Here is a 19,534-nt window from a genome sequence, read left to right as displayed (position 1 = left end):
CTACGCCCCCCTCTCGATCATGCATGTCGGGGACGACGAGCGTCGGAGGTCACCGTGAGCAGCACCCTGTTCAGAACCAAGAAGATCGAGCAGTCCATCCAGGACACGGAGGAGCCCGAGCACCAGCTCAAGAAGTCCCTGTCCGCGCTGGAGCTGACGGTCTTCGGCGTCGGTGTCATCATCGGCACCGGCATCTTCGTGCTGACCGGCACGGTCGCCAAGGACAACGCCGGGCCCTCCACCGCGCTGGCCTTCGTCGTCGCCGGCGTCGTCTGCGCCCTGGCCGCCCTCTGCTACGCCGAGTTCGCCTCGTCGATCCCGGTGGCCGGCTCCGCGTACACCTTCTCCTACGCCTCGCTGGGTGAGCTGCCCGCCTGGATCATCGGCTGGGACCTGGTCCTGGAGTTCGCGCTCGGCACGGCGGTGGTGGCCGTCGGCTGGGCCGGGTACATCCGCTCGTTCCTGGAGAACGCGGGCCTGACCCTGCCGGAGTCGCTGGGCAGCCGGGACGGCGCCGACGGCTTCGGCTTCGACATCCTCGCCGCCGCGCTGGTCCTCGTCCTCACCGGCATCCTCGTCCTCGGCATGAAGCTGTCCGCGCGGGTCACCTCCGTGGTCGTCGCCATCAAGGTGGCCGTCGTCCTCGTCGTGATCATCGCGGGCGCGTTCTTCGTCAAGAGCTCCAACTACGACCCGTTCATCCCGAAGTCCAAGCCGGTGGACGCGGGCAGCTCCCTGGACTCGCCGCTGGTCCAGCTGATGTTCGGCTGGGCGCCGGCCAACTTCGGCGTCATGGGCATCTTCACCGCCGCCTCCGTCGTCTTCTTCGCCTTCATCGGCTTCGACGTCGTCGCCACGGCCGCCGAGGAGACCAAGAACCCGCAGCGCGACATGCCCCGCGGCATCATCGGCTCCCTGATCATCTGCACCCTGCTGTACGTGGCGGTGTCCATCGTCGTCACCGGCATGCAGAACTACACCCAGCTGTCGGTGGACGCCCCGCTCGCCGACGCCTTCAAGGCCACCGGGCACCCGTTCTTCTCCGGCGTCATCAGCTTCGGCGCCGCGGTCGGCCTGACCACCGTCTGCCTGATCCTGCTGCTCGGCCAGACCCGGGTGTTCTTCGCGATGAGCCGCGACGGGCTGCTGCCCCGCTTCTTCTCGCGCGTCCACCCGCGCTTCCGCACCCCGTACCGGCCGACCATCCTGCTCGGCGTGATCATCGCGATCGTCGCCGGCTTCACCAGCCTGAGCGAGCTGGCGGAGCTGGTGAACATCGGCACGCTGTTCGCCTTCGTCGTCGTCGCGATCGGCGTGATCATCCTGCGCCGCACCCGCCCCGACCTGCCGCGCGCCTTCCGCACCCCGCTGGTGCCGTGGCTGCCGATCCTGTCGGTCGCCGCCTCGCTGTGGCTGATGCTGAACCTGCCGGCCGAGACCTGGGTCCGCTTCGCGGTGTGGATGGTCATCGGCTTCGCCCTGTACTTCTTCTACGGCCGCACCCACAGCCGCCTGGCCCGCGGCGAACTGGAGGAGGGCGTCTCCCCGACGGGGCAGAAGCCCTAAGGACCTGCGGCGGAGGTCAGTCGGGACGCACCGTCCGCGGCCCCGCGACCTCCGCCCCCAGCTCCGTCACCCGGCGGCGCAGCTCCCGGTCGGCCGTGACCACGAGCACCGGGCGCCCGGGCGCCGCCCCGGCGGTCAGGGCGACGATGTGGTCGTCGCCGCTGCCCGGCGCCGCCGCCACCCGCACCCCCGCGACCGGCTCGACCCCGCGCGCCGCGCCCTCCACCACCAGCACGATCTCCACCGGCTCCGCCCGTCCCGGCACCCCGTCCGCCGCGAGCCGGTCCCGCAGCCGCTCCGCGGCCCCGCGCCGGTCCCGCCACCAACCGTCGGGCACCGACCCGACCACGTTCGCGGCGTCGACGATCACGAGGAGAGAGGCGCTGTCCGTCATGGCCCCAGGGTGGCACGCATGAGCATGGCCCCAGGGCGGCACGCATGAGCATGGCACCAGGGGCGGCACCCACGGGCCCGCCCGGGGCGACCGTGCCGTCCGGCGCGGCATAAGGTGTGCCGGTGAATGGCGAGTGGCTCATACGCGGCTCCGACGGCCGCCTCAGCGTCTACCTGGTCTCCGACGGCGCGGTCCGCTGCCGCGCGGAGCGCGCACCCGGCGGCAACTGGGACGCCCCGCGGCGGACCGGCGGGGAACGCCGGGTGGAGCCGCTCGTCGGCGTCGGCCGCGGCGCCGACTCCTACGCGCACCTGGTCGCCTGGCAGTCCCCGGCCGGCGGCAAGCCGGGCGGCCTGCTGCACTCCACCCACTTCCGGCCGCTGCTCGCCGCCCTGGACTGGCATCCGCTCGGCCGCCCGGCCGGCCTGGGCGAGAGCCCGGACGAGCCCGCCGTGGCGGTCGACGACCAGGGCCGGGCCCACGTCTTCGTCCGCGACGGAGCCGGCCGGCTGGTGATCCGCGCGCAGAAGGAGAAGGGCGGCTGGGGACCCTGGCGCGACCCCCAGGAGGGGGAGTTCGCGGGCGCCCCCGTCGCCGTGCCGGGCCGGGCGGGACGCGTCGAGGTCTACGGCGCCGCCCCCGACGCGCTGCTGCACTGGCGCCAGGACAAGCCCGCCGCCGCCTTCCACCTGGTCGAGACGGCGGAGGCCGTGCCCCGCCCCGGCACGCTGCGCGCGGTGGCCACGTCCGAGGAGAACACCACGGTGTTCTACACCGACGACGCCACCGGCCGCCTGTGCGCCTGGCGCCCCGGCCACAAGCCCGTCCCGGTCGCGTCGGCGGCGGGGCCGGGACCGGTGGCCGCCGTGCGCTGCGTCATCGACGGCCACGACTGCACGCTGCTCGCCCAGCGGGCCACGCACGGCCGCATCGTCTTCGCCGCCTACCCGTCCGAGCAGGAGGAGGCCGGCGCGACCTGGACTGAGTCGGGCCCGCCGGTCCCGGCGGACGCCCTGGTGTCCCTGGCCCTGGACGCCGAGGACCGGGTGACCGCCGCCTGCCTGTCCCCGTCGACCGGCCGGCTGCTGCTGAGCCGGCGCAAGGACGCGGCGGGGCTGGCGATGGGGGCGTGGCAGGAGGTCTGAGACGACCGTCGTCCCGCGAGTTGTGCACGAGTTCGTCACATATTCTCCGTCACCTGTTCGATCTATGATGGTCGCCGCTCGGCCTCCGCACATGCCAGACGCTCCGGAGGCGACAGGTCGGTCGCTGTGGGCGGCAGGAGGGGCAGGTCACGCCATGCGGACCAGATCCGGACGCGGAGCAGTCCGCGGAAGCGCGCCCGACCGGGCCGCGGACACCGGCGAGGAGTACCCGGTCGCCGAGGCGACCCTCGACGGCCGCTGGCTCGTGCGCGGCAAGGACGGCAGGCTGACCGCCTACGCCCGCTCCGGGCGCGGACTTCTGCGCTGGACGGAGACGCGGCCGGGGGGCCCGCACTGGTCGGCCCCCGAACTCGTCGTGGTCCCGGACCTCACGCACGTGGCGATCGTCCAGGGCGCGGACACCTACGTCCACTTCCTGGGCAGGCGGGCCCGCCCGGCGAACGCCGGCGCCGTCGACATCGTCCATGCCATCCAGTACCAGACCGCCAGGCCCGTCACCGAGTGGCGTTCGTTGGGCAATCCGCACCGGGAGCCCGAGAAGGGGGTCCGGTTCGGCACGCCGGCCGCCGCGGTGAGCGCCACTGGCCGGGTGCACGTCCTCGCCCGCAACGCCGGCGGTGGGCTGATGCTCCGCCGGGAGGATGCCAAGGGCGGGTGGGAACCCTGGACGGACCTGCAGGGCAGCGGTGTGCGGGACGGGTTCACCACCGTCGCCCACGCGTCCGGCCGCGTCGAAGTGCTGGCCGCGAACGAGCAGTTCGCCATGTGGTGGCGGCAGGACGAGGCCGACGGCTCCTTCGTCCGCCGGCCGAACATCCCCCTGCGCGTGACGCCCGGTACGGCCTCGGCGCTGGAGACCGCGCCGGACCGGGCGACCTACTTCTGGTCCGACGAGGACTCCGGCCGGCTTGTCGCGCACCGCCCCGGGGGCTGGGTGATCCCCCTGGGCGGCGCGTCGACGAGCGACCGGGTGGCCGCGCTGCGGACGGTCCTCGACGGGTACGACTGCACGGTGCTGGCCCACCGGGACCTGGAGGGGCAGGTCCACTTCGCGGTGTGCGGGACGGAGAACGAGGGGGCGGGCCTGTGGTGGTCTCCCACCGGTGAGCGGTCCCTCGGCGCCCCGGCTCTCGCCCTGGACGGCTTCGGGCGCGTCGTGCTCGCGGTGCTCGGTCCCGACGGCGCCCTGCGTGTCGCCCGGCAGGCCCAGGGGCCCGGTCTCTCGCTGGACCCCGCGATGCGTGTCTGACGTCCCGTCTGCCGGGCCGCCCGCCGGCGAAGGCCGTCAGGAAGTGCCGCCGGTCGCCGGCGACTTCTTCGCCGACTCCGGGATGTCCTCGCCGCTGCGGACCGCCTTCCACAGCGTCGACGCCTGCGGTTCGGCGGCCACCACGCGGGCCGGGTCGATCTTGTCGTAGGCCACCGGCAGCATGATGGTCTCCATGGTGGCCGGGTCGACGCCGTTGAGGCTCCGCCCGAACTCCGCCAGCGAGGTGAGCGAGGCGAGGTCGGAGTCGGTGGTCAGGGCGGCGGTGAGGCTGTCGGCGATCTTGTAGGACTTGGTCGGGCTGCCCAGCAGGTCCTGCTTCTTGATCTCGCTGAGCAGCGCCAGCATGAACTGCTGCTGCAGGCCGATGCGTCCGAGGTCGCTGCCGTCGCCGATGCCGTGCCGGGTGCGGACGAACTGGAGCGCCTGGGTGCCGTCCAGCTTGTGCGGGCCCTTGGTGAGGTCGAGGCCGCTGGAGGAGTCGTGGATGTCCTGGTCGACGGTGATGTGCACGCCGCCGATCGCGTCGACCAGCCCCTTGAAGCCGGCGAAGTCGATCTGCATGTAGTGGTCCATGCGGACCCCGGACATCTTCTCCACGGTCTTGACCACGCACGCCGGACCGACCTGCGAGAAGATGGAGTTGAACATCACCCGCTGCTTCGAGGCGACCTCGGAGCCGTCGGACTTCACGCACTCCGGCCGGGTCACCAGGGTGTCACGCGGGATGCTGATCGCGACGGCCTCCGTGCGGCCCTCCGGTACGTGCATCACCAGCGCGGTGTCCGACCGGGCGCCGGCCACCTTGCCGGTGTGCAGGGCGGCGTTGTCGCCGGCCCGCGAGTCGGAGCCGAGGATCAGGATGTTCTGGCCCGAGGTCGGCAGCCTCTCCGGCCGGTCCGTGCCGATCGCCCGGTCGATGTCGACGCCCTTGATGTTGCCGTTCAGGTCGCTGTACAGCCAGTAGCCGACACCGCCCACGACCAGCAGCAGAAGCACCAGGCTCAGCGTGACCCAGCGCCAGACGCGGCGCCGGCGAGGGGGCTTGGCGGCTCTGCGACCCGAGGGTGCACGCCTGGACCCGCGGGGGCTCGTCTCCGTCGGGGCGTGCGTCATGGACCTCGGTCCTCTCAATCGGTCGGCTCACTGCGTGAATCCGAAAGGGTGCAGGGCGCGTGTGGGGGAGGGCCGGGCCCCGTCGCGGCGTCGGCAGCCGCGGCGTGCCCGAACTATAGACCGGTTGCCGGAGGTGCCGGTTCCCGGCCGCGGCCATCTCTCCGACGGCAGAGTTTCGGCTCTACGTCATCTGAGCGTGTATCTTCCGTCACAACTGACCACCGTTGACAGGCTTCGATCCTCTTGGTCAGGATGTGTTTGTTCTATGAAGATGGAACATTCGGTATGAGCAGTGCCGGTCGGTGACCGGCACGCGGTGTGGCCGTGCATCGAGCCGGGGGGCACGAGGGCTCACGGCCACCAGTGCTCACCCGGGCGGGGGCCCGGGTGAGGAGAGGGAGGGTGACCATGCGGCTGCGCGCGTCGTCCTTTGGGGATCCGTGGCATGACGACCGTATCTGAGTTCACTCCCCGCCGAGCGCTCGCCACCGGCGACGACCAGCGGCAGGACACCGGCCGACGCCGGTCCGCGGCGGCCGGGCCGACCACGTTCACGGCGGAGCACGGTGACGTCTACGTGGAGCGGGGGATGACTCCCCTGGGCGCGCGGGAGGCCAACCGCTCGGCGCTCACCGCCCTGCTCGACTCCGCCGGCATCGCCCACTTCGCCGTGCGCGGCACGGTCGACCACGGCACGGTCGTGGCCGTGGCCGAGGAGGACCGCGAGCGCGTCCTCGAGACGGTCTTCCGGGGGCTCGGCCAGTATCCCGGGCATCTCACGGTCATCGACCCGGACGCCCCCCGCCCCGCCAAGCCGATGTCCTCGCGTGACCCGCGGGCCTGGCGCGACGTCGCCGGCGCCCGGGTGCTCCAGGTCAGCTGGTACCGCACCGACCCGGGCCGGCATCTGCTGCTGGGCCACGAGTACGGCTGCGCCGTGGAGTTCTGGCAGCGGCACGGCACCCACCTGGTCGCCCCGCGTGCCAACCGCGCGACCTGGGCCGTGGCGGCCGACGGCCCGGGCGTCGTCGGCGCCGGGCGCCTCTTCAGCCGCTTCGTCTCGGACTGGACGCCGCAGCACCTGGCGCCACCGCTGCCCACCCGGCCCGAGTTCCTGGTCGACTGCGCCGACGACATCGCCTTCGCGGTCGACGCCGTGTACACCTGGGTGGACGGCGACGACCCCGTGTGGAAGCGACGCAAGGCCGAGGCGAAGGGCGAGGCGTACCACGCGGAGTCGGCCAGCGACGCCCGCTTCATCAGCCGGGACGAACTGCGCTACTCGGTCCGCTCCCTGCACCTGTTCGCGCCGTGGATCCGGAACATCTACATCGTCACCGACGACCAGGTCCCGGTCTGGCTGCGGGAGGGTGTACCCGGGATCCGCATCGCCACGCACCGGGAGATCTTCCGCGACGCGGCGGACCTGCCGACCTTCAACTCGCACTCCATCGAGAGCCAGCTGCACCACATCGAGGGCCTCGCCGAGCACTTCCTGTACTTCAACGACGACATGTTCATGGGGCGCCCGGTGGCCCCGCACGCCTTCTTCACGGCGAGCGGCACCGCCCGTTACTTCCCCTCGCGCAACCGGATCCCGCAGGGGCCGGTCGCGGAGACCGACACTCCGGTCGACGCGGCCTGCAAGAACAACCGGGCGCTGCTCAAGGAGCGGTTCGGCAGGGTCATCACCCAGCCCATGGAGCACATCCCCTACGCCCTGCGCCGCTCGGCGATGGAAGAGGCCGAGCGGGACTTCCCCGAGGCCTGGGCGCGCACCGCGGCCAGCAGGTTCCGGGCCATGACCGACCTGTCGCCGACCTCCTCGTTCGCGCTGTACTACGCGGCCCTGACCGGCCGGGCCCAACCGGGTTCCATGCCGTTCACCTATCTGCAGCTGGCGGTGCCGGACCTGGCGGACCGGCTGCAACGGCTGCTCGACGGCAGGGACCAGGACTCCTTCTGCCTCAACGACGCCTTCTCCACCCCGGAGGACATCGAGGCGCAGCAGGTACTGCTGGACGACTTCCTCACCTCCTACTTCCCCACCCCAAGTCCGTACGAACGATGAACCGGAGTTCATGACGTGTCCAGTCCGACGTCGATGAGCTCCGCGGGCCACGTCTACCGGCGCTGGGTCCCCCAGCCCGTGCGCTCGGCCGCGGCGACCACGGTGCCCGCCGGTGTCCGGCGCAAGGTCAAGGGCGGGCTCGCCCGCACCCTGAGCCGGCGCGAGGCGCGCCTGCACCGCCGCGCGCTGCGCCGGGTGCGGCGGGCGGGGCTCGGCCGGTCCGAACGCCGCACCGAGGCACCCGACGGCCGGATCGGGCACGTGCACACCGGTCTCACCGTCGATCTCGCCCGCCGGCTCGACCTCGACCTGGTGACCCAGGCGCTCGACGCGGCCGAGGTCCCCTGGTTCGCGGTCCCCGCCCTGGACGACCGACGGCTCTGCATCGCCGTGGAGCAGCGGGAGAAGGGCACGGTGCGGCGGGTGCTGCGCGCGCTCCTGGAGGAGCACACCGGCTACGTCGTCTCGGTCTCCCCGGCAGCCGGTGACACCCGGGAGATCCCGGGCAGCCATGTCAAGGCATGGAAGAACTACGGCAAGGCCAAGGTGATCCGCCTCACCTGGCTGCGGACCGACCCCACGGAGCAGCTCTGGGTCGGTGAGGACCAGGGCGTCGAGATCGAGTTCTGGTCCGCCGACTCCGCCCTGCCGTACGAGCGGCTGATCGGTCCGCGCCCCAACCGGGTGCAGCGCGCCGTGCCCGCCGAGGCCCCCGGCATCGAGATCGGGCTCGGCCGGCTGTCCGGCTACTGCGACATCGACGGCGACCTGGAACCCACCGTCACGCTGGAGGACTTCGACGTCACCCGGCTGGAGGAGATCGCCTTCCCGGTGGACGCGGTGCTGCTGTGGCGCCACCCCACGCCGTGGGGCGAGGAGCTGTTGCGGGCCGCGCTGCGTTCCCTGCACCAGTACGCCCCCTGGATCGACGTCGTACACGTCGTGGCCGAGGCCGAGCCGCCGGCCTGGCTCAGGGCGGACGAACGGCTCAGCGTCGTCCGGGCGCGGCCGGGTGCGGAATGGCACCTGGACCAGCTGCCCGACGTGGCGGGACACTTCTTGCTGCTGCGTCCCGGGGCCCTGATCGGCCGGCCGGTCCGCCCCTTCGACTACTTCGCCCCCAGCGGTGGGTCCCGTCCACGGCGCGGCCCGTGGAACGCCCAGGAGTCCTTCGCCGAGTGGGTCCGTGCCGCGCACCGCACCACCGGGCGTATGGCCGGTCACGGGTACGCGTCGGGCCCCCAGCCCTACCGGGCCGACACCGTCGCCCGCCTCGCGCGCAGCGGTGCGCGTACGCTGCCGCTCGCCGACGGCCAGTTCCTGTCCGCCGTTCCCGGTACGCACCCGATGGACGGGATGGTGCACCACTTCGGTTTCGCCGCCGGTCTCGCCGACCCCTCGTCCGAGGCGACGGCGGCACTGCACGCGGCCCTGCCCGGCATCGGTGTCCGCCTCGAGCGCCTGCTCGTCCGCCGCGACCTCCAGCAGCTGCAGTTCTTCGGTCTCGGCACCGAGGAGGCGGGCGCGAGCGGCGGCACCGCCGCCGTCGTGCGCTTCCTGCACCGCTACTTCCCCGTCCCCAGCGTCTTCGAGCACGAGCGCCCGCAGACCTCCACAGAGCTGGACACCCTTCGTGAGCACAGGTAACCCCGAGGCTTCCGCCGCGGTCGGTGCCTACCGCAACCTCGTGCCCGCGCGCCTGAGACGACGTGTCGCCCGCCGGGTGCCGCTCGGGCTGCGCATGACGCTCAAGCGCGTGCTGCGCCGGCTGCACGTCTTCTCGCCGGCCGCCCGGCTGGGGCGCGGTCTGCGCGCCCGCCGCCGCTGGCCGCACCTCTTCCGCGAGGGCGACCGGCTCGCGGCGCCGGCCGGCCACGGCGACCGCATCGCTCTGGTCCGGCCCACCGTGTCGCCCCTCGGGCTGCGCGAGGCCAACCTCGAGCTGGTCGCGACCGCCCTGGAGGAGGCGGGCGTCGACTACTTCGCGATCCGGGGCACCTCCGACTTCCGCTCGTGCCTCGCCGTCGCCGAGACGGACCGGGACCGCGTCGCGGGCGCGCTGGCGCGCTGCGCCGCGCACAGCCCCGTCTACCTGCGGGCCTGCCACGGCGAGACGCCCCACGGCCGCGTGGCGCTGGCCGGCTCGCGCGGCGGCGCGCAGATCGCGCGTCAGGCGCCCGTGCTCCAGATCGGCATGGTGTGGAGCGACCCCACCGGTTCCCTGGTGCTCGGCCTGGAGTACAGCTGCGACATCGAGTTCTGGCAGCCGCGGGACGGCCGCCTGGTGGCGCCGCGGCCCAACCGGGTCACGGAGGACGTGTCGCCGCGGGAGGCCCGGGTCACGGTGCCGGTCAGCAGGCTGACCGGCTTCGCCGCCCTGCACACCCGGCGCACCAGGTCCGTCCGCACCCTCAAGGCGTGCGCCGACGCCCTGCCGGAGGACGTCCGCTTCCCCGTCGACGTCGTCTACACCTGGGTCGACGGCAACGATCCCGCCTGGCAGGAACGGCGCCGCGCCTACGACGGCGGGTACCACGCCGAATCCGCCAACGCGGCCCGGTACATCAGCCGCGACGAGCTGCGCTACTCGCTGCGCGCCCTGGAGCAGAACGCCCCATGGGTGCGGAACGTCTTCGTGGTGACGGACCGCCAGCGGCCCTCCTGGCTCAACGACACCCATCCGCGCCTGGCGGTGGTGGACCACTCGGAGATCTTCGCCGACCAGGACGCGCTGCCCACCTTCAACTCGCACGCCATCGAGAGCCGGCTGCACCACATCAAGGGCCTGTCCGAGCACTTCCTCTACCTGAACGACGACATGTTCCTGGGCCGTCCCGTCACCCCGCAGGACTTCTTCCTGTCCAACGGCATGACCCGGACCTTCTTCTCGCCCTCCCAGGTGCCGCGCTGGGATCCGAGCAGCGGGGACCGCCCGGTGGACGCGGCCGGCAAGAACAACCGCCGGCTGATACAGGAGTACTTCGGCACGGTCATCGTCCAGAAGCTGCGGCACGCGCCCTACGCGCTGCGCCGCAGTGTGCTGCACGAGATCGAGCGCGAGTTCTCCGACGCGCACCGGCAGACCTCGCGCAGCCGCTTCCGCAGCGCCGACGACATCTCCATCCCGTCGTCGCTCTACCACTACTTCGCCTACTTCACCGGCCGGGCCGTGCCCTCCGACATCCGCTTCGCCTACCTGGACCTCGCCAGACCCGAGATCCAGCGCAGACTCGGCATCCTGCTGGCGCGCCGCGACCGCCAGGCGTTCTGCATCAACGACACCTTGTCCGACGGCCGCGACACCGAGCGTCAGACGGCGATGCTCGGCAGGTTCCTCGACGCCTACTACCCGGTGCCGAGCCCCTTCGAGCGGAAGGGACCCGAGGCCCGGTGAAGATCTCCTTCCTGATCAACAACATCTACGGCATCGGCGGCACCAACCGGACGGTCATCAACCTGGCCGAGGCACTGGCCGTGCACCACAAGGTCGAGATCGTCTCCGTCTTCCGGCGGGCCGCCACCCCCAAGTTCGACATCTCCTCCCGCGTCGGCGTCCGGGCCCTGGTCGACCTGCGCCCGGGGTCGGCGGACCGCGGTGCCCCGGGCAGCGACGAGCCGAGCGAGGTGGTGCCCCGGCAGGAGGAGTTCTCCGCGCAGTACAGCAAGTTCACCGACGAGCGCATCGTCCGCGAACTGAAGAAGACCGACGCCGACGTCGTCGTGGGCACCCGGCCCAGTCTCAACCTGTTCGTCGCCGCCCACACCCGCGAGGGGGCGCTGCGGGTCGCCCAGGAGCACATGACCCATCTCGCCATCCCCCTGCCGGTGCGCGCGGAGATGGCCCGGGTCTATCCGCGGCTGGACGCGATCACCACCGTCACGGAGGCGGACGCCCGCTCGTTCATGGAGAACACGCCCATCGCCGGTCTCACTGTGGTCGGCATCCCCAACAGCGTCCCCCGGCCGGCCGTGCAGCCCTCCGACGGCATGCGCAAGATCGTCGTCAGCGCCGGCCGCATGCACCGCATCAAGCGCTACGACCTGCTCGTCCGCGCCTTCGGCAGCCTGTCCGAGGAGTTCTCCGACTGGCAGTTGCGCATCTACGGCGACGGCGGCGAGGCGGCGAAGCTCCGTGCCCTGGTGACCGAACTCGGTCTGAACGGCCGCGTGTTGCTGATGGGCGGGTTCTCCCCGATCGAGTCCGAGTGGGCCAAGGGCTCGATAGCCGCCGTCACCTCGAGCGCCGAGTCGTTCGGCATGACCCTGGTGGAGGCGATGCGCTGCGGACTGCCCGTGGTGTCCACGGACTGCCCCGTCGGCCCCCGCGAGATCCTCACCGACGGCGAGGACGGTTTCCTGGTGCCCAACGGCGACGTCCGGGGCATCGCCTGGGGGCTGCGCCGGCTCATGGGGGACGAGTCGCTGCGCCGGGAGATGGGCGAGGCCGCCCTGCGCAACGCGAGCCGCTACGACCCCGCGGCCGTGGCGGACCGCTATGTCGAGCTCTTCCAGGAGGCCGCCCGTCGCCGGGCCGCGGCCGTCCGCGGCTACCGGGAGCCCGCCGTCGCCGCGCGCAGGGCGACGGACCGGGCGAGCGTCCCCCCGGCCACCCTCCGCGCGGCCGCGGTCGACGTGACCACCGACGGTGCCGGCTGGCTGCGCTTCAACGCCGAGGGACCCGGAGAAGGGCGGCACCGCTGGCAGTTCGTCCTGCGCCACCGGCCCTCGGACGGCGAGCGGCGCCCGGACTTCCCCGTCCGCACCTCGCGCACCCACCTGGAGAACGGCGGCACCCGCTACACCGCCGCGCTCGGACCGTCGGCCCTGGACGAACTGGGCGACGGACGCTGGCAGGTGACGATGGGCTCGCCCAGGTCGGCGGCCATCCACATGAAGGCCGGCATCCGTGACACGCGGACCCTCGTCGACGCACGCGAGCGCGCACTCCGCCGCCCGTCCCCGGACCCGATCCTCTGGAACCTGCCCTACGCCCAGGCCAACGGCCGGCTGATGCTGCGCACGGTGCGGCGCGAGGAGCACGCGGAGTGCACCGGTGTCGACATCGGTGCCGCCGCCGTCACCGTGCACGGCGTGCTGTGCGGCGACCGCCGGATACACCCGGGTGCGCTGTTCGTCGTGAGCCGCCGCGGGCGGCACGGCAGGAACATCACCGTCCCGGCGCAGCAGCTCGGACGCCAGGGTTTCCGGGCGGAGGTGCCCGTCCGCGAGGTCGTCGACCAGCGGCTGGAGCGCTGGGAGGACTGGGACTGGTGGTTCCAGCCGGACCCCGATGACCGGCACAAGGTACGCGTCTGCCACCTGCTGGAGGACTTCCCCGACGTCAAGGGCGCGTACGCCTACCCCTCGGTGCCGTTGGTCGGGGACGAAGCCTCCGAGCACTTCGTGGTGCACCCCGCCCGCCCGGTATGGGTGCGGCCGTACTGCTCTGCTTCCGGAGCCATGGCCATGAACGTCGTGGACCGCTGAGGAATGGGAAGACGATGAACAGAACCATCTTCGTCCTGGGGGACTCCGTACCCGCCCCCCGGACGGAACAAGAGGCTCCCATGGCCGGCTGGGGCCAGAAGATCGAAGATCTCCTGGCCGGGCCGGTGGCTGTGGCGAACTACGCCAGAAGCGCGATGACCACCCGGAAGTACTTCACCGAGCGCTTCCCGGCGATGCTCAACCGCATGCGCCGCGGCGACATCGTCCTCATCGGCTTCGGCTGTGTCGACCACATGATCCACAACGGCACGCGCTACGTCCCGGTGCCCGAGTACCAGGAACTGCTCCGCCTCTTCGCGCGCTACATCCACAACCACGGCGGAACACCCGTCCTGGTCACCCCCTGCGCACGCTACGCCTTCTCCGGCAGCGGCGAGGTGCTCAACACCCTGGGGGCCTACCCGCGGGCCATGCTCGACGTCGCGGCGGAACTCGGCGCGCCCGTGATCGACCTGACGAGCCGGACCATGGAGATGTGGGCGGAGCTGGGCCCCGCGCGCCTGCGCCGGTTCTTCTGCTGGAACGACGCCGGCGAGCACCCCCTGCACCCGGACGGGGTCATCGACTCGACCCACCTCAACCACACGGGGGCCTACGAGGTCGCCCGCGTCGTCGTGGCCGAACTGTGCAACCTCGGGGTCCTGGACAAGGCGGACGTGGACGTCACCGCGCTCATGACGCCGCCCACGCTCCCGGAACTCTCCACCGAGTCCACCATCCAGTCGCCCGAGTCGGCGCTGCACTACGCCCAGCCGACGGGCGAGCCGCCGACGCTGGCCAAACCGGCGCCGGACGGCCTGGTGGGTCCCATGGTGAAGTTCTCCGGACAGGCGTCGCCCGGCACGAACTACGTCCTCCTCTTCGAGCAGGGCAGGTACATCGGCGGGGCGCAGGTCGGCGGAACGGGCCGGTGGACCTGGCGGCGCTCCGTCAACTGGTCGTCGGGGGAGCACGTGGTCCAGTGCGTCGGACTGCGCGGTGACGGCTGCTCACCGGTCCTGGAGCGCCGTTTCATGGTGCTGACGGAAGTGTCGCCGCCCGTCGTCACGGCGCCCGGCGACGGCACGTTCTCCGGACCCCGGCCGCGGTTCTCCGGCAAGGCCCAGCCCGGCACGACCAAGGTCGTGCTGATGGAACGCGGAATGCTCGTGGGGGCGACCGGGGTCGGCGAGAGCGGGGAGTGGTCGTTCAGCCACGCGCACCCGTGGCGTCCCGGCACGCACACCGTGGAGGTGATCGCGCTCTTCGGCGCGACGGAGTCCGGACCGGCCGGCACGACCTTCCAGGTCGTGGGGATCCCCGAGGACAGCCCGATCCGCTCCTTCGGGGACTCGCGTCACGCCTGCGGCGACGCCGTGTGCGAGCACCGGCCGTTCAGCGGCGACTGGTAGGTCCCGGGAACGCCGGACGGGCCGCACGGGGAAACCGCGCGGCCCGTCGTGGCATACGGGTTACGCCGGGACCGAGGCCACGCCCGGTGCCAGGAACGGCTTGCCGTTCACCCGCTGCGACACGCCCTCACGGTCCAGGTACGGCGTGATGCCGCCCAGGTGGAAGGGCCAGCCGGCGCCGGTGATCAGGCAGAGGTCGATGTCCTGGGCCTCGGCGACGACGCCCTCGTCCAGCATCAGGCCGATCTCCTGGGCGACGGCGTCCAGGACGCGGGCGCGGACCTGCTCCTCGGTCAGGACGGTGTCGCCCTGCTTCAGGAGCGCGGCGACCTCGGGGTCCAGCTCGGGCTTGCCGCTGTCGTAGACGTAGAAGCCGCGCTTGCCCGCCTCGACGACCGCCTTGAGGTTGGGGGAGACGGTGAAGCGGTCCGGGAAGGAGCGGTTCAGGGTCTCCGAGACGTGCAGGCCGATGGCCGGGCCGACCAGCTCCAGGAGCACCAGCGGCGACATCGGCAGGCCGAGCGGCTCGACGGCCTTCTCGGCGACCGGGACCGGGGTGCCCTCGTCGATGACGTTCTGGATCTCGCCCATGAAGCGGGTCAGGATGCGGTTGACCACGAACGCCGGGGCGTCCTTGACCAGCACCGCGGTCTTCTTCAGCTTCTTGGCGACGGCGAACGCCGTGGCCAGCGCGGCCTCGTCGGTCTGCTCGCCGCGGACGATCTCCAGGAGCGGCAGGATCGCGACCGGGTTGAAGAAGTGGAAGCCGACGACCCGCTCGGGGTGCTTCAGCTTCGACGCCATCTCCGAGACGGAGAGCGAGGAGGTGTTGGTGGCGAGGATCGCGTGCGCCGGCGCCACCGCCTCGACCTCGGCGAAGACCTTCTGCTTGACGCCCATCTCCTCGAAGACCGCCTCGATGACGAAGTCGGCGTCCGCGAAGCCCTCGGCCTTGTCCAGGACGCCGCTCACCAGCGCCTTGAGGCGGTTGGCCTTGTCGGTGTCGATGCGGCCCTTGTGCAGCAGCTTCTCGATCTCGGCGTGCACATAGCCCACGCCCTTGTCGACCCGCTCCTGGTCGATGTCGGTCAGCACGACCGGCACCTCCAGGCGGCGCAGGAAGAGCAGCGCCAGCTGCGAGGCCATCAGGCCGGCGCCGACCACGCCCACCTTGGTGACCGGGCGGGCCAGCGCCTTGTCCGGGGCGCCCGCGGGGCGCTTGCCGCGCTTCTGCACCAGGTTGAAGGAGTAGATGCCGGAGCGCAGCTCGCCGCCCATGATGAGGTCGGCCAGCGCCTGGTCCTCGGCGTCGAATCCGGCCTGGACGTCGCCGTCCTTGGCGGCGGCGATGATGTCCAGCGCCCGGTAGGCGGCGGGGGCCGCGCCGTGCACCTTGCCGTCGGCGATGGCCCGGCCGCGGGCGACCGCCTCGTCCCAGCCCTCGCCGCGGTCGATGACCGGGCGCTCCACCGCGATCTCGCCCTTGAGGACGGACGCGGTCCAGATCAGCGACTGCTCCAGGAAGTCGGCGCCCTCGAACAGGGCGTCGGCGATGCCGAGGTCGTAGACCTGGCCGCCCTTGAGCTGCTTGTTCTGGTTGAGGCTGTTCTCGATGACCACCGAGACGGCCTTGTCGGCGCCGATCAGGTTCGGCAGCAGCGTGCAGCCGCCCCAGCCGGGGACCAGGCCGAGGAACACCTCGGGGAGGGAGAAGGCCGGGAGCGCCGCGGAGACCGTGCGGTAGGTGCAGTGCAGGCCGATCTCGACGCCGCCGCCCATCGCCGCGCCGTTGTAGTACGCGAACGTCGGCACCGCGAGCGAGGCCAGGCGCTTGAGGACGTCGTGGCCGCCCTTGCCGATGGCCAGCGCGTCCTCGTGCCGCTTCAGCAGCTCGACGCCCTTGAGGTCGGCGCCGACGGCGAAGATGAACGGCTTGCCGGTGACGCCGACGCCGCCGATCTCGCCGTTCGCGGCCTCCCGCTCGACCTGGTCGAGGGCGGCGTCGATGTTCGCCAGCGACTGCGGGCCGAGGGTGGTCGGCTTGGTGTGGTCGTGCCCGTTGTCCAGGGTGATCAGGGCGAACCGCCCGGCGCCGAGGGGCAGGTCGAAGTGGCGTACGTGCGCCTGGGTGACGACCTCGCCGGGGAACAGCTCGGCGGCACCCTTCAGCAGCTCTGCGGTGGTGCTCACTTGTCCCCCTCGAAGTGCGGGTTCTCCCAGATGACGGTCGCGCCCATGCCGAAGCCGACGCACATGGTGGTCAGGCCGTAGCGGACCTGCGGCTGCTCCTCGAACTGGCGGGCCAGCTGGGTCATCAGCCGGACGCCGGAGGAGGCGAGCGGGTGGCCGAAGGCGATGGCGCCGCCGTACTGGTTGACGCGGGCGTCGTCGTCGGCGATGCCGTAGTGCTCCAGGAAGGCGAGCACCTGCACGGCGAACGCCTCGTTGATCTCGAACAGGCCGATGTCCTCGATGGACAGGCCCGCCTGCGCGAGGGCCTTCTCGGTGGCCGGGATCGGGCCGTAGCCCATCACCTCGGGCTCGACGCCCGCGAAGGAGTAGGCGACCAGGCGCATCTTGACCGGCAGGTCGTTGGCGCGGGCGAACTCCTCGCTGGCGATCAGCGAGGCGGTGGCGCCGTCGTTCAGGCCGGCCGCGTTGCCCGCGGTGACCCGGCCGTGCACGCGGAACGGCGTCTTCAGGCCGGCCAGGTTCTCCAGCGTGGTGCCCGGGCGCATCGGCTCGTCGGCGGTGACCAGGCCCCAGCCCGTCTCACCGGCCTCCTCGTTCGTCCGGCGCACGGAGATCGGCACCAGGTCGGCCTGGATCTTGCCGTTGGCGTACGCCTTGGCGGCCTTCTCCTGCGAGCGGACCGCGTACTCGTCGGTGCGCTGCTTGGTGATCGACGGGTAGCGGTCGTGCAGGTTCTCCGCGGTCATGCCCATGAACAGGGCGGACTCGTCGACCAGCTTCTCGCTCACGAACCGCGGGTTCGGGTCGACGCCCTCGCCCATCGGGTGGCGGCCCATGTGCTCGACACCGCCGGCCACGGCGACGTCGTACGCGCCGAAGGCGACCGAGCCGGCCACCGAGGTGACGGCGGTCAGGGCGCCCGCGCACATGCGGTCGATGGAGTAGCCCGGCACCGAGGTGGGCAGGCCCGCGAGGATGCCGGCGGTGCGGCCGATGGTCAGGCCCTGGTCGCCGATCTGGGTGGTCGCGGCGACGGCGACCTCGTCGATCTTGGCGGGGTCGAGACCGGGGTTGCGGCGCAGCAGCTCCCGGATCGCCTTGACGACCAGGTCGTCGGCGCGGGTCTCGTGGTAGATGCCCTTCGGGCCCGCCTTGCCGAACGGGGTGCGGACGCCGTCGACGAAGACGACGTCCCTGACGGTACGAGGCACGATGGCTCTCCTCCAGGGTGCGGGATGGCACGGCACTGCTGCGCCACGCTGAGCGCGCGCTCAGCCTATGCTACTTGTGGGTAACGTGACTGCCCAGTCCCCTCGCCCCAAGCGGCGAAGGTCACATCGCGCGCCGCTGGGTCGAGCGTCGTTCTCGGCCGCCCAGCCGCCGCCGCTGCGGGCAGTCGTGCCGCTGGGGCGGCACGGGTGGGCGCTGGGGGTCCCCCCTGCTCGAAGAGCTTGGGGGAGGCACCCCGTCGCGCCGGGCTGCGCCACGCCCCCTAGCTCACGTCCGCGCCCGCTTGCAGCGCCGTCACCAGTACCGGCGTCACCTGTTCCACCTGCCACGGACGCGCCCCGTGAGAGGCCAGGGCCGCGCCCACCGACTCCGCGTCCAGCGCCCGCGGCGGCTCCCAGCAAACCCTCCGCACCGTATCCGGCGTGATCACGTTCTCCTGCGGCATCCCCAGCCGCTCGGCCAGCTCGGAGACACCCGTGCGCGCGGCGGCCAGCCGGGCCGCCGCGGCCGGGTCCTTGTCCGCCCACGCCCGGGGCGGCGGCGGCCCCGCCACCTGCTGCCCGGGCAACGGCAGCGCCGACTCCGGCAGGGACCTGGCCCGGTCCACCGCCGCCTGCCACTGCTCCAGCTGCCGCCGGTTGACCCGCCCGAAGCCCTGCAGCGTACCGAGCGCCTGCGCGTCGGCCGGCAGCGCGAGGGCCGCCTCGACGATGGCCGCGTCCCCGAGCACCTTGCCGGGGGAGACGTCCCGGCGCCGCGCCACCCGGTCCCGGGTCTGCCACAGCTCGCGCACCACGCCGAGCTGCCGGCGCCGGCGCACCTTGTGCATGCCGGAGGTGCGGCGCCAGGGGTCCTTGCGCGGCTCGGCCGGCGGCGCGGCGGCGATGGCGGCGAACTCCTGGTGGGCCCACTCCAGCTTGCCCTGCCGGTCCAGCTCCTTCTCCAGCGCGTCGCGCAGGTCGACGAGCAGTTCGACGTCGAGCGCGGCGTAGCGCAGCCAGGGCTCGGGCAGCGGGCGGGTGGACCAGTCGACGGCCGAATGGCCCTTCTCCAGGACGAAGCCCAGCACGTTCTCCACCATCGCGCCGAGCCCGACCCGGGGGAACCCGGCGAGCCGCCCGGCCAGCTCGGTGTCGAAGAGCCGGGTGGGGACCATCCCTATCTCCCTGAGGCAGGGCAGGTCCTGGGTGGCCGCGTGCAGCACCCACTCCGCGTCGCCGACGGCCGCGCCGAGGGCGGACAGGTCGGGGCAGGCCACCGGGTCGATCAGCGCGCTGCCGGCGCCCTCGCGGCGCAGCTGCACCAGGTAGGCGCGCTGCCCGTACCGGTAGCCGGACGCCCGCTCGGCGTCGACGGCGACCGGCCCGGTGCCGGCGGCGAAGGCGGCGGTCATCTCGGCGAGGGCCTCCGCGTCGGCGATCACCGGCGGAATGCCCTCACGCGGCTCCAGCAGGGGGATCGGCGCCCGGTCGGCAGCGGGTCCGGCTTCTTCCGGAGGGGCGCCCCCGGGGGTAGGCGGTGCGAGGTCTGCTGCGGTTTCGTGGGCGTCGGTCACGTGTCAAGGGTATCGGTGGATCGACGGCGCCCCCCCCCCGCCCCGGGGGGGGGGCGGGGGCGGGGGGGGGGGGGGGG

The 19,534-nt window shown here is 72.5% G+C and carries 13 protein-coding genes; 8 read left to right on the top strand and 5 right to left on the bottom strand.

What is annotated here, in order from left to right:
* Nucleotides 1–54: 54 nt before the first annotated feature.
* Nucleotides 55–1,566, top strand: a complete 1,512-nt coding sequence (locus ACGFZL_RS12325) for an amino acid permease (protein WP_393690875.1) — start codon at nt 55–57, stop codon at nt 1,564–1,566.
* 16 nt (nt 1,567–1,582) lie between these two features.
* Here the strand turns inward: ACGFZL_RS12325 and ACGFZL_RS12320 are convergent, their stop codons facing one another.
* Nucleotides 1,583–1,960, bottom strand: a complete 378-nt coding sequence (locus ACGFZL_RS12320) for an NTP pyrophosphohydrolase (RefSeq protein ID WP_393690873.1) — start codon at nt 1,958–1,960, stop codon at nt 1,583–1,585.
* Nucleotides 1,961–2,082: 122 nt separating this feature from the next.
* On the opposite strand from ACGFZL_RS12320, the gene ACGFZL_RS12315 reads away from it, so the two are divergent.
* Nucleotides 2,083–3,105 carry a hypothetical protein gene (locus tag ACGFZL_RS12315; RefSeq protein ID WP_393690871.1) on the top strand — a complete coding sequence of 341 codons (1,023 nt, stop codon included), beginning with the start codon at nt 2,083–2,085 and terminating at the stop codon, nt 3,103–3,105.
* Nucleotides 3,106–3,259: 154 nt separating this feature from the next.
* Nucleotides 3,260–4,375, top strand: a complete 1,116-nt coding sequence (locus tag ACGFZL_RS12310) for a hypothetical protein (protein WP_393690869.1) — start codon at nt 3,260–3,262, stop codon at nt 4,373–4,375.
* Nucleotides 4,376–4,411: 36 nt separating this feature from the next.
* Here the strand turns inward: ACGFZL_RS12310 and ACGFZL_RS12305 are convergent, their stop codons facing one another.
* Nucleotides 4,412–5,509, bottom strand: coding sequence for an LCP family protein (locus tag ACGFZL_RS12305; RefSeq protein ID WP_393690867.1), 1,098 nt, complete (start codon nt 5,507–5,509; stop codon nt 4,412–4,414).
* A gap of 445 nt (nt 5,510–5,954) precedes the next feature.
* Between ACGFZL_RS12305 and ACGFZL_RS12300 the strand changes: the two genes are divergently transcribed.
* The 5 genes from ACGFZL_RS12300 to ACGFZL_RS12280 are packed head-to-tail and all read left to right on the top strand — an operon-like array spanning nt 5,955 to nt 14,479.
* Nucleotides 5,955–7,580 (top strand): stealth family protein, encoded by a 1,626-nt coding sequence (locus tag ACGFZL_RS12300; protein WP_393690865.1) that lies wholly within the window; start codon nt 5,955–5,957, stop codon nt 7,578–7,580.
* 15 nt (nt 7,581–7,595) lie between these two features.
* A complete protein-coding gene (locus ACGFZL_RS12295) occupies nt 7,596–9,227 on the top strand; it encodes a sugar phosphotransferase (RefSeq protein WP_393690863.1) in 1,632 nt (543 codons plus the stop codon).
* On the top strand, nt 9,214–10,974 hold the full coding sequence (locus ACGFZL_RS12290) for a stealth family protein (RefSeq protein WP_393690861.1): 1,761 nt from the start codon (nt 9,214–9,216) through the stop codon (nt 10,972–10,974). The genes ACGFZL_RS12295 and ACGFZL_RS12290 overlap by 14 nt, the downstream gene beginning before the upstream one ends.
* On the top strand, nt 10,971–13,067 hold the full coding sequence (locus ACGFZL_RS12285) for a glycosyltransferase family 4 protein (protein ID WP_393690859.1): 2,097 nt from the start codon (nt 10,971–10,973) through the stop codon (nt 13,065–13,067). The genes ACGFZL_RS12290 and ACGFZL_RS12285 overlap by 4 nt, the downstream gene beginning before the upstream one ends.
* Nucleotides 13,068–13,081: 14 nt before the next feature.
* Nucleotides 13,082–14,479: a GDSL-type esterase/lipase family protein gene (locus tag ACGFZL_RS12280; RefSeq protein WP_393690857.1), complete on the top strand. Its 1,398-nt coding sequence runs from the start codon at nt 13,082–13,084 to the stop codon at nt 14,477–14,479.
* Between the two features lie 60 nt (nt 14,480–14,539).
* Here ACGFZL_RS12280 and ACGFZL_RS12275 read toward each other — a convergent pair whose 3' ends face one another.
* From ACGFZL_RS12275 to ACGFZL_RS12265, 3 genes are all read right to left on the bottom strand, one after another.
* A complete protein-coding gene (locus tag ACGFZL_RS12275) occupies nt 14,540–16,669 on the bottom strand; it encodes a 3-hydroxyacyl-CoA dehydrogenase NAD-binding domain-containing protein (protein WP_393690855.1) in 2,130 nt (709 codons plus the stop codon).
* Nucleotides 16,666–17,883, bottom strand: a complete 1,218-nt coding sequence (locus ACGFZL_RS12270; RefSeq protein ID WP_393690853.1) for a thiolase family protein — start codon at nt 17,881–17,883, stop codon at nt 16,666–16,668. Before ACGFZL_RS12270 ends, ACGFZL_RS12275 begins: the two co-directional genes overlap by 4 nt.
* A gap of 281 nt (nt 17,884–18,164) precedes the next feature.
* Nucleotides 18,165–19,457, bottom strand: a complete 1,293-nt coding sequence (locus ACGFZL_RS12265; RefSeq protein WP_393690851.1) for an HRDC domain-containing protein — start codon at nt 19,455–19,457, stop codon at nt 18,165–18,167.
* Between the last annotated feature and the right edge of the window lie 77 nt (nt 19,458–19,534).

The organism is Streptomyces sp. NPDC048182, from assembly GCF_043202555.1.
In the GTDB taxonomy this organism is placed as follows: domain Bacteria; phylum Actinomycetota; class Actinomycetes; order Streptomycetales; family Streptomycetaceae; genus Streptomyces.
This window is presented reverse-complemented; position numbering and strand designations above follow the sequence as displayed.